We start from the raw sequence: 10,531 nt of genomic DNA, 5'->3' as shown, positions 1-10,531 counted from the left end.
CCGCCGACCCAGCTCGGCCCGGTGCTCCCGGGACCTCCCCCGCCGCCGTCCCAGATGGCTGCGCCGGCCACGCACCGGGCGGGGCCATCCATCGCCCCGGATGCCGCGAGGTCACGCCCACCCGCAGCCTCGCGCGACACCTCGAACCTGGCGACGAAGGTGATTCGCTCGCTGTGGCCGGAGTCTGGCCGAAACCACCGGCTGGCTGGTGCAGTGACAATCGGCCGGGCGCAGGACAACGACATCGTCGTCCCCGACGTCTTGGCGTCGCGACGCCACGCGTTCCTGGTCCAAACGGGCATTGGCACCGAGATCCGGGACGCCCGCAGCATCAACGGCACGTTCGTCAACGGGGTGCGGGTGGGGTCGGCGGTGCTCAGCGAAGGCGACGTGGTCACCATCGGCAATATCGACCTGGTGTTCTCCGGCGGCACCCTGACCCGTCAGGCCGGCGCCGGGACGCCCGCCGGCGGCCTGGAGGTCAACCGGGTGCAGTTCGAGATCGACGGCAAGCAGCTGCTCGACAACATCTCGCTGGCCGCCCGGCCCGGCACCCTGACCGCCATCATCGGCGGGTCGGGTGCCGGCAAGACCACGCTGGCCCGACTCATCGCCGGCTATACCCGACCCAGCTCCGGCTCGATCACCTTCGAGGGCCACGATATCCACGCCGAATACGCGACCCTGCGCAGCAGGATCGGGATGGTGCCGCAGGACGACGTAGTGCACCGACAGCTGACGGTGAATCAGGCGCTGGGTTATGCTGCCGAGTTGCGCCTGCCACCGGACACCAGCAAAACCGACCGGGCCAAGGTCGTCGCCCAGGTGCTCGAGGAACTCGAGCTGACCGAGCACGGCGACACCCGGGTGGACAAGTTGTCGGGCGGGCAGCGCAAACGCGCCTCGGTGGCGCTGGAACTGCTCACCGGGCCGTCGCTGCTTATTCTCGACGAGCCGACCACCGGCCTGGACCCGGCGCTGGATTCCCAGGTCATGATGATGCTGCGCAAGCTCGCTGACGCGGGTCGCACGATCGTGGTGGTCACCCACTCGGTGTCCTACCTGGACCTGTGCGACCAGTTGCTGTTGCTGGCGCCCGGGGGCAAGACCGCCTACTTCGGCCCGCCCGACCAGGTGGGCTCGGTGATGGGGACCAGCAACTGGGCCCACATCTTCGTCAGGGTGGGCGCCGATCCGGACGAGGCCAAGCGCCGGTTCCTGGCGCAGCGGGGGTCGGAGCCGAAGCTCTCGGAGCGGGCCGAGCCCGGGGACCTGGGCGAGCCGGTGCGCGTCGAAGTGTGGCACCAGTTCTCGACGGTCGCGCGTCGCCAGGTCCGGCTGGTGGTCTCGGATCGGTGGTACACCGTGTTTCTGGCCGCGCTGCCGTTCATGCTGGGGCTGCTCACGTTGACGGTGCCGGGCCACAGCGGTTTCGGCGTGGCCGACCCGAACGGTAAGACGCCCGCCGAGCCGGCGCAGATACTGGTTCTGCTGTGCGTCGGGGCCGTGTTCATGGGCACCGCGCTGACCATCCGCGACCTGGTCGGCGAGCGGCCCATTTTTCACCGTGAGCAAGCTTTCGGCTTGTCGACACAGGCATACCTGCTGGCCAAAATCGCGGTGTTCTCGATGTTCGCCACCGCGCAGGCGGCGATCGTGACCACCATCGCGGTGATCGGCAAGGGCGCTCCTACCCGGGGAGCCGTACTGCTGGGCAATCCGACGCTCGAGCTGTTTGTCGCCGTCGCCGCCACCTGCTTCGCCTCGGCGATCGTCGGCATGGGCATGTCCGCGCTGGCACGCTCCAGCGACCAGATCCTGCCGCTGCTGGTGGTCGCGATCATGGCGCAGCTGGTGTTCTCCAGCGGCATCATTCCGGTCACCAACCGCGTGGTGCTCGACCAGCTGTCCTGGCTGACCCCGGCGCGGTGGGGCTTCGCGGCGTCGGCCTCGACGATCGACCTCAACACGGTGCAACCAAGCCCGTTCAGCCCGAAGGACAGCCACTGGCATCACACCACCGGAGCCTGGCTGCTCGACATGGCGATGCTGGGCCTGTTGTCTACGGTCTACGCCGGCTTCGTGTTGTGGCGCATCAGGCTCAAGCGTTAAGCCCTCAAGCGTCCAGCCGCAACCCGTGGGCCAGCGCGAACGCCAGTGCCTGCGGTACGTCGATGCGCGCACCGGCGAGCGACGCGGTGCGCCACAATGACGGATCGACGGTGGCGCCGCGCAGATCGGCCTGTTCCAGCCGGGTACCCGTGGTCCGGGCACCGCTCAGGTCGGCGCCGCGCAACACGGCCTTGCGCAGGTCGGTCTCCACGAGGCTGGTCTCACGCAGCCGGCACCCGCTCAGGTCGGCACCGCGCAGGTCGTTGCCCCCCAGCACCGCGAGGGTGAAATCGACCTCGTCGAACTTCAGTGGCCGCAGCCGGCAGCTCACGAACACCGAACCCAGCAGGCTGCATTGCCAAAAGATGCTGTGCCACAACGTTGTTCGCTCAAAAGTGCAATTACGGAACGCCGATTCGCGGTGCTGCGACTCGGCCAGGTTGACGCCGCTGAAGTCGCATCCGCTGAACACGACGCGCTCGGTGCACAATCGGCTCAGGTCCTGGTCGCGGAAGTCCTCGCCGGTGAATTCGCGGTCGATCCAGGTCGGCACGCGGTCAGCTCAGGCTCGCCAGCGCGTACTCGCTGACCGCGATGAGCGCGTCGGTGGCAGACCGGCGGCTGCGAGCGTCGATGCTGAGCACCGGGATATGCGGCGGCAGCGTCAGCGCCTGACGCACCTCGGCGGCCGGATACCTTGGCGCACCGTCGAATTCGTTGACCGCAACCAGGAAGGGCAGGTTGCGGTGCTCGAAGAAGTCGACCGCGGCGAAGCTGTCTTCCAGACGACGGCAGTCCACCAGGACGATCGCGCCGATGGCACCGCGCACCAGGTCGTCCCACATGAACCAGAACCGGCGCTGGCCCGGGGTGCCGAACAGGTACAGGACCAGATCCTCGCCCAGGGTGATGCGGCCGAAGTCCATCGCCACCGTAGTGGTCTGCTTCTCCGGGGTTGCGTCGAGCATGTCGACGCCCACCGAGGCATCGGTGACCATCGCTTCGGTGCGCAACGGCATGATCTCCGACACCGCGCCCACGAATGTGGTCTTACCGGCGCCAAATCCGCCCGCGATGACGATCTTCGTGGAGGCATGGGCCGCGGCGTCCCGCGGATGCGCCTCAGAGTGCTTGGAGGCCACGCAGCGTCCTTCCTATGAGTTCGCGGCGCTCATCGCTGGGCGAGCGGTCGGTCAGGGTCCGATGCACCCGAAGGTAATCGGAGCTGACCAGATCACCCACCAAGACGCGCGCGACACCGACCGGCAAATGCAGCCGGGCGGCGATCTCGGCCACCGACGGGCTGTCGAGGCATAACCGGATGATCTTGCCTCGCATGTCGTGCGGCGGCCATCGGTGAGCCGAACCCGCCGGCAGCGCCTGCACCGGCGCTTCCAGTGGCAGGTCGATGTGGGTGCCGGTGCGGCCGGCCGTCAGGGTGTAAGGGCGGACCAGGCTCGCCTCCGCCCGGGCTAGCGGCGGGTCGCGTCTGTCCATTGCGGCTCGGGTTGGGCCCGGCGGGAGGACTGCACGACGCTGCCGACCCGTTCCACCAGGATGGCCATCTCGTAGCCGATCTGCCCGATGTCGCATCCGGCCACCGCCAGGGTGGCCAGATGTGAGCCGTCGCCGACCCGCATCAGCAGCAGAAAGCCGTTTTGCATCTCGACCACCGACTGCAACACCTGGCCGCCCTCGAACAGCTGGGACGCGCCGGTGGCCAGGCTGGCCAGCCCGGACGCCACGGCGGCCAGTTGGTCGGCGCGTTCGCGGGGCAGATATTGGCTGGCGGCCAGCGGCAGTCCGTCGACCGACACCAGTAAGGCATGTGCCACACCGGGCACTTCGCGGGCGAACTTCGACACCAGCCAGTCGAGTTGGCCGTTCGACGCACGAGTGTTCATCGCTGATCGGGTTCCTGACTGGTCGTGCGGGCGTGCGCCCGTCCGGAGTGCACACCGCCGAAATGGCTGCCGATGGAGGCGCGGACCGCGTCGGGATCGCGCATGGCAGCCGGCTGCCGCGGCTGCCGGGCGGCATGCGGTCCGGCGCCGGGCTCGGGTTCGGGATCGGCGGCACCGGGCACCAGCCGGGCGCCGGGGGTGCGCACCGGCAGGCCGTGATCGGTACGCGAATCCACCGGCTTGTCCTGGGCCTCAGCGGCCGCCGACCAGCCGCGGTCCCACACCGACCGCCAATCCAGATCGGGGCTTCGGGCCAGCTCGTGCGGGTCACCCAGCATTTCTGAGAGCATCCGCTGGTAGATCACGTCGTCATCGCTGGGATCGGCCGGCATCGGCGGCGTGGGCGCCGCTTCGGCGGGCCTGGCCCGGGCGGCGGCCACGCGCTGCGTGAAGAACGCCGAGGTGTTGGCCGGGTTGGGCGCCGTCTTGGCCGGTGTGGCCGGGGCAGCCGGGTTGGCCGGGGTGGCCGCCGTCTTGGCCGGGGTCTGACTGGTGTTGTGCCGCGTCTCCCACCAGGGAGTTTTCAGTTCGCGCCGGCCCCGCGACTGCTGCCCGCCCGGCCGGGCGGGAATGTCGGTGATGCCGCTGGAACCCGGGCTGCGGCGCGGCAGCAAGGTCACCGGCGGCACCGGCTTGTCGGCACCGTTCTGGAACGACGGCGCCGCTGCGGGCGGGTCCGCAGCTTCGCCAGTTTCTGGGGCGGGCGGCTTGACTACCAACGTCCGCGGCGCGGGAGTGCCCGGTTGGGCCGCCGGCGATTCGTCCAGCAGCACGGCAACGGGCAGGTAGACCTCGGCGGTGGTGCCGTTACCGCCTTCGCCGGCCGCCGGGCCGCGCAACCCCACCCGGATACCGTGGCGGGCCGCCAGCCGGCCCACCACGAAAAGACCCATGTGGCGCGCGTTGTCCGGGGTCACCTCGCCACCGGCCTGCAGCCGCATGTTCGCGATGCGCCGATCGGAGTCGGTCATGCCCAAGCCGGCGTCGGCGATTCGCAGCAGCACCCCACCCGCGCTGCCACGCACCGCCGACACCCGAACCGTCGTGGTCGGCGGCGAGTAGCTCAGCGCGTTGTCGATCAGCTCGGCCAGCAGGTGGATGACGCCGCCAGCGGCCGCACCGATCACCGTGCAATCGGCCACGCCGCCGACGGCGACGCGGCGATAATCCTCGACTTCCGACACCGCGGCACTGACCACCGTCGACAACGGAACCGACTCACGGCGCTCGCGGGAAATCTCCGCGCCGGCCAGGACCAGCAGGTTGGCGCTGTTGCGGCGCAGCCGCGCGGCCAGGTGATCCAGCCGGAACAGGCTGTCCAGCCGGTCGGGGTCCTCCTCGTTGCGTTCGAGCCGGTCGATCAGCGACAGCTGCTGGTCGACCAGCGATCGGCTGCGCCGCGACATGGTTTCGAACATGTCGTTGACCAGTAGCCGCAGCCGCGCCTCGTCTCCGGCCAGCAGCAGCGCCTGGGTGTGCAGTTCGTCGACCGCATGGGCGAGCTGGCCGATCTCCTCGGTGGTGTAGACCGCCAGGGGTTCTGGCTCCGGCTCGGCGCCGGCTCGCACCCGGGCGATTTCGCCCTCGAGGTCGGTGTGGGCGACTTTGAGCGCGCCGTCGCGCAGTACTCGCAGCGGCCGGACCAACGCTCGTGCCACGAGCAGGACCACGGCCAGTGCGATGACGATGGCGGCCAGCACCAGTACGGCGTCGCGGATGGCGGCGTCGCGCCGCGCGCCGGCCTGGGCCTGGACCGAATTCGTCACCGACGCGGTGGCGTCCTTGATGACCTGTTCGGCAATCCCGTCGGTGACCTTGATCGAACGCAGCAGTTCCGGGTTGTCGACCAGCTCGCTGGCCGGATCGGAGATGATCGCCATCCGGGTCAGCATCTGCTGCTGAAGATCCTTAGCATCCGGCGAGCCGACGCCGAGTACTTCGCTCATCCCGAACAGCGTCGACGGTTCGGTGCCGGCCAGGGTGATCATCGAGGTGCGCAATTGCAGCTCAGGCAGATCGGCGCCGCGGGTCACCAGGATCTCCTGCATCGTCATCTGCCCGCGGGCCCCGACGGCGCGGCTCAGGCCTTGAACCTGGGCACGGATCTGCTCACTGTCGACCCGCACAGAGGCGTTGATCGCATCCTCGGCCGTCAACAGCAGCGGCGCGTAGGTGGTGATCCGCTCCCGCAGACCGATGCTGTTGTCGAGCACCTTGTCCAGCAACGCCTGGCCGCCATTGAGCAGGGTGTTGACCCCGGACCGGACGTCGGGGATCACGTCGGTGTCGGCCAGGCGGGTCTGCAGCTCGTACTTGCGGGCCGCGAAGTTCTTCTTGGCCCCCTCGACGTCGCGTCCCGTGGAACTCGCCAGCAATGCCACGTCCAGTGCCGACATGTACTTGGTGATCGCCGGAATCACGTTGGCCCGCGCGGCAACCAGGCGCAGATTGCCGGAATTGCCCATCGCGGCGTCGACCCGCAACAGCCCGAACACCGTCGCCAACACCAGCGGTACCAGGGCGATCGCCACGACTTTCCAGCCAACCGGCCAGTTGCTCAGCGACCAGGCCGCCGGGCGGCGCTTTCCCGGCCGGCGTGATGTGGGCCGGGGCTCGGCGCCGGGGACAGCGGGCGCGCCGGGGGGGACCGCCGCGACCGGGGTGGTCGGGCGGGCGAACATGGTCACGTTGTCGCGGCCGGGCAACCGGCCGCACCCCTGATTCGTCGCGCTCGCAGAGACCGAAGACTCATCAAACTTCCTGCCTTGTTCCGCCCGCCCCGGCAGCTGGGAGCCAACGCAAACGCCTGGCAATCCGACGAGTATGACAGGCTCACCTGTGAACAAAGCCGAGGCCTCCACAATTGTTACTGAGCAGATAACGTCCGGGGCAACGCACCCGAGCAACGATGGTTGTCCGTAATGCGAAGACTGCGTGGTGGACAGCAATCCGGGATACGAAGCAGCATCGTCTTCTCGATCGAATTGTTTTGTGCTGCAACGTTTTAGAGATCGCTGCTGCCACTGCGCGGTCGGTAGCGCCGGTTGTCGGCCCGGTCGGCTGATGGGATAGTCCTGCGTGAGGGTGGATACCCGGGTGCCGGTTGGGAGGGGGTGCGGATTCATGCGCGGCGGCGAGGGCGCCGGCTCGCGCTCAGCGCGACGGCCTGAAGCGGCGTTGTCGCCTGAGCGCCAACACATGTACACGGTGCTCAGCGAGGTCGACGAGTTGCAGCGCCGGGGCGAAACGGATTTCGAGTCGGCGCTGCGCGACATCAACGCGATCACCGTGGCCTCGGTGCCCGGCGCTCAGTACCTCGGCGTCACCGTCGTCGACACGTCCGGGTCCATCACGACCCTGGCTGCCACGCACCGCTACCCGTCCTTGCTCGACGACGTGCAGCGCGAATTCCGGGAAGGGCCGTGCCTGTCGGCAGCCTGGGAGCAGCACACCATCCGCATCGACGATCTGGCGACCGAGGGGCGCTGGCCGCGCTATCGCATCGCCGCGCTGGAGCGCACTCCGGTGCGCTCGATCATGTCGTTCCGGCTGTTCGGCGGCAACAACGCACTGGCCGCCCTGAACTTCTACGCGGAGCCCGCCCGGGCCTTCGACGACGAATCGATCGAGCTGGGACTGGTTTTCGCCGCTCACACCACCGTGGTCTGGAACCTGATCCGCCGCCAGCAGCAATTTCGCAGCGCGTTGGCCAGCCGCGATCTGATCGGGCAGGCCAAGGGCATCCTGATGGAACGGTTCGACATCAACGGGGTGGCCGCTTTCGAACTGCTGCGCCGGCTGTCCCAGGAATCCAACACCAAGATCGTCGAGATCGCCGAGAAGCTGATCGAGCTCAACCACCGCTAGCGCGACGAACCGGGCCGCCAAGCGCGGCCGCCGGTCTCAAGTTCGCAGGCTGGCGTGGGGTGGGCGGCCGTAGGCCTGCCGGTAGTAGATGGCGAACCTGCCGATGTGGGTAAAACCCCATCGATTGGCGACCTGCTTGACCGTGGCGGTCGCCGGGGAGGAACTCATCAGCTCCCGATGAGCCCGTTCCAGCCGGACCCGGCGAAGGTACTGCATCGGAGTGCAGTCCAGACGCTGGCGGAACATGTATTGCAGGGCGCGCGGGGTCACGTAGACATGGGCGGCGATGTCGGTCAAGGCGACGTCTTTGTGGGCGTTTTCCTCGATGAAGGCGATGGCCCGGCGCAGCAAGACCGGCTGGGCCGAGTCGCGCCGGTCGGTCGCGGTGGGGTCGAGCAACGCGGTGCGGGGAAACGCATTGAGGGCGGCGACGGCCAGGTGCGCTGCCGCGGTCTCGATGACCAGTGGCGACGAGCAAGCGCCCGGGTCGGCGAGAACGTGGTCGCGCAGATAGTCGACAAAGGCGCTAAGCCTGTTGCCAGCCGCAGCCGTGACCGGTCGATGGCCGGTCAGGCGGACCGGCTCGTCGGCCCCGTCCGGGGCGCTGGCCGCCACGCGATCCAGCAAGGCGGGATCGAACCCGGTCAGCTGGTAGCGGGCCTGACGGATCCGCCCCGAATGGGGCAGCTCCGGCGGGCCGATCAGGGCGAGCTCACCGGGACCGAACACGTGCTGCGGTTCGCCGATGAAGTTCTCTTCGATCCGGCCGCTACGGACCCAGCAGAGCAAGACCTTCCCCAACGGGTTCGCGTCGTAGCTCATGTCGTAACTGAACGCCAGCTCGTCCAAGCTCACCGCGCCCAGGCAACGCCGCCGGATACGGGCCCGGCAGTGCCCGCCGTCGCCGTTGATACGCATCCTGGTGTAGGCCCGGGCGAGAAAATGCTCAGTCTCAGCGACATCGCTGCTGTCGAAATCGAGATCGTGTGTCGCACGGCGCGCCCGTTGACGAAACGACGGCTTGGCCCGGGCCGCCGGTCCCGCCGAAATCGAGATCTCGCACCGCACTTCTTCGCCCCTTCGCCGCGGCGGTCAAGTCACCGTTACGGCCACGCTCACGCGGCCCGGGCCCCCTGCATCCGATATGGCGCGGCTGCTGATACTGCCTACTACTCAACCGTACCGGCGGTTGGTCGCCTGTGGCTGGCGGCGATCGCGCCGCTTATCGGCTTATCGGCTTATCGGCTAATCGGCTAATCGGCGGGAAGTGGATCCAGCCGCCGCAAGGTGGGCTCCTGCGCTGAGAGGATGGCGTGGTGTTCAGGCTGATGTTTGTTTCCCCCCGTATTGCGCCGAATACGGGAAACGCCATCCGCACCGCCGCCGCAACCGGCTGCGAACTGCACCTGGTGGAGCCGCTGGGCTTTGACCTGTCCGAGCCCAAGCTTCGCCGCGCCGGGCTCGACTACCACGATCTGGCGTCGGTCACCGTCCATGCATCGCTGTCGGCGGCGTGGGACGCGGTGCTGCCAGCGCGGGTGTTCGCCTTCACGGCCCAGGCCACGACGCCGTTTTCCGCCGTCCGCTACCGCGCCGGGGATGTGCTGATGTTCGGGCCGGAGCCCACCGGGCTGGACGAAGCGGCCCTGGCCGACTCACACATCACCGAGCAGGTGCGCATCCCCATGCTGGCGGGCCGGCGTTCGCTGAACCTGTCCAACGCCGCGGCAGTGGCCGTGTACGAGGCGTGGCGGCAGCATAGCTATTGCGGAGCCCGCTGACGCCGCTTCCTGTGAGTCAGGCGCCCGTCGCCTGCGAATCGACTGTGATCTCACGACAAACCCCGTCCCGGCCGGCCGGGACGGCAATACGGTCAACTAGGGCGGATTTCGCAGTGGTGGCCCGAAAGGACAGCGATGTCTTACGTGGTGGCGATCCCCGATGCGGTCGGTGCGGCAGCGGCGAAAGTGGCCGGCTTCGGCGCGGCGCTCAGTAACGCGAATTCCTCGGCGGCACTTGGCACCACCGGATTGCTGGCCGCCGGTGGCGATGAGATCTCGGCGGCCATCGCGTCGCTGTTTTCCGCACACGGGCTGGCCTACCAACAGGTCGCCGCACAGATGACGGCGTTTCACGGTCGATTCGTGCGGGCATTGACCGCCGGTGCGGGCGCCTACGCCCATGCCGAGGCGGCCAACGCCTCCCCGCTGCAGACCCTGGAGCAAGACGCACTGCAGGTCATCAATGCGCCCACTCAAGCCTTGCTCGGACGGCCGTTGATTGGCGACGGCGCAGCCGGTACCGCAGCCAACCCCAACGGAGGAGAGGGCGGCCTGCTCTTCGGCAACGGCGGCGCCGGTTACAACGCCAGCGCCACCGCCGGAACGGCCGGCGGCAACGGCGGCAGTGCGGGATTGATCGGCAATGGTGGCATCGGCGGGGCCGGCGGCGCGGGTGCGGCCGGCGGAGTCGGCGGTCACGGCGGCTGGTTGTGCGGCAGTGGTGGCGACGGCGGCGCCGGCGGGAATGCGGTGGTCGCCGGCGGCAGCGGCGGCAATGGGGGGGCGGGCGGCGCCGCCGGGCTGTGG

The 10,531-nt window shown here is 68.8% G+C and carries 10 protein-coding genes; 4 read left to right on the top strand and 6 right to left on the bottom strand.

Annotated elements, in window-relative coordinates; genetic code table 11:
- Positions 1–2,112, top strand: a 2,112-nt coding sequence (locus tag EET13_RS05805) for an ATP-binding cassette domain-containing protein (RefSeq protein WP_122441398.1), incomplete at its 5' end; no start/stop codon positions are given.
- A 4-nt stretch (positions 2,113–2,116) separates the two neighbouring features.
- Here the strand turns inward: EET13_RS05805 and EET13_RS05800 are convergent.
- From EET13_RS05800 to EET13_RS05780, 5 genes are read right to left on the bottom strand one after another with little or no spacing between them, the layout of a single operon-like run.
- Positions 2,117–2,665, bottom strand: coding sequence for a pentapeptide repeat-containing protein (locus tag EET13_RS05800; RefSeq protein WP_122441394.1), 549 nt, complete (start codon positions 2,663–2,665; stop codon positions 2,117–2,119).
- Between the two features lie 4 nt (positions 2,666–2,669).
- On the bottom strand, positions 2,670–3,254 hold the full coding sequence (locus EET13_RS05795) for a GTP-binding protein (protein WP_122441393.1): 585 nt from the start codon (positions 3,252–3,254) through the stop codon (positions 2,670–2,672).
- Positions 3,235–3,609: a DUF742 domain-containing protein gene (locus EET13_RS05790; protein WP_122441392.1), complete on the bottom strand. Its 375-nt coding sequence runs from the start codon at positions 3,607–3,609 to the stop codon at positions 3,235–3,237. The genes EET13_RS05795 and EET13_RS05790 overlap by 20 nt, the downstream gene beginning before the upstream one ends.
- Positions 3,585–4,016, bottom strand: coding sequence for a serine protease inhibitor (locus EET13_RS05785; protein WP_122441391.1), 432 nt, complete (start codon positions 4,014–4,016; stop codon positions 3,585–3,587). The genes EET13_RS05790 and EET13_RS05785 overlap by 25 nt, the downstream gene beginning before the upstream one ends.
- Positions 4,013–6,763: a sensor histidine kinase gene (locus EET13_RS05780; RefSeq protein ID WP_122441397.1), complete on the bottom strand. Its 2,751-nt coding sequence runs from the start codon at positions 6,761–6,763 to the stop codon at positions 4,013–4,015. The genes EET13_RS05785 and EET13_RS05780 overlap by 4 nt, the downstream gene beginning before the upstream one ends.
- 511 nt (positions 6,764–7,274) lie before the next feature.
- On the opposite strand from EET13_RS05780, the gene EET13_RS05775 reads away from it, so the two are divergent.
- Positions 7,275–7,943: a GAF and ANTAR domain-containing protein gene (locus EET13_RS05775; RefSeq protein WP_122441390.1), complete on the top strand. Its 669-nt coding sequence runs from the start codon at positions 7,275–7,277 to the stop codon at positions 7,941–7,943.
- Positions 7,944–7,979: 36 nt separating this feature from the next.
- Here the strand turns inward: EET13_RS05775 and EET13_RS05770 are convergent, their stop codons facing one another.
- Positions 7,980–9,011 carry a helix-turn-helix transcriptional regulator gene (locus tag EET13_RS05770; protein ID WP_244603782.1) on the bottom strand — a complete coding sequence of 344 codons (1,032 nt, stop codon included), beginning with the start codon at positions 9,009–9,011 and terminating at the stop codon, positions 7,980–7,982.
- Between the two features lie 248 nt (positions 9,012–9,259).
- Between EET13_RS05770 and EET13_RS05765 the strand changes: the two genes are divergently transcribed.
- Positions 9,260–9,724, top strand: coding sequence for a tRNA (cytidine(34)-2'-O)-methyltransferase (locus tag EET13_RS05765; protein WP_122441395.1), 465 nt, complete (start codon positions 9,260–9,262; stop codon positions 9,722–9,724).
- Positions 9,725–9,859: 135 nt separating this feature from the next.
- Positions 9,860–10,531 (top strand): PE family protein (locus EET13_RS05760; protein ID WP_136623114.1); only part of this gene is annotated, 672 nt, incomplete at its 3' end.

The organism is Mycobacterium attenuatum (assembly GCF_900566085.1).
Taxonomy (GTDB): Bacteria; Actinomycetota; Actinomycetes; order Mycobacteriales; family Mycobacteriaceae; genus Mycobacterium; species Mycobacterium attenuatum.
Note: the sequence above shows the minus strand (reverse complement) of the source record. Positions and strands in the feature narration are given on the sequence as shown.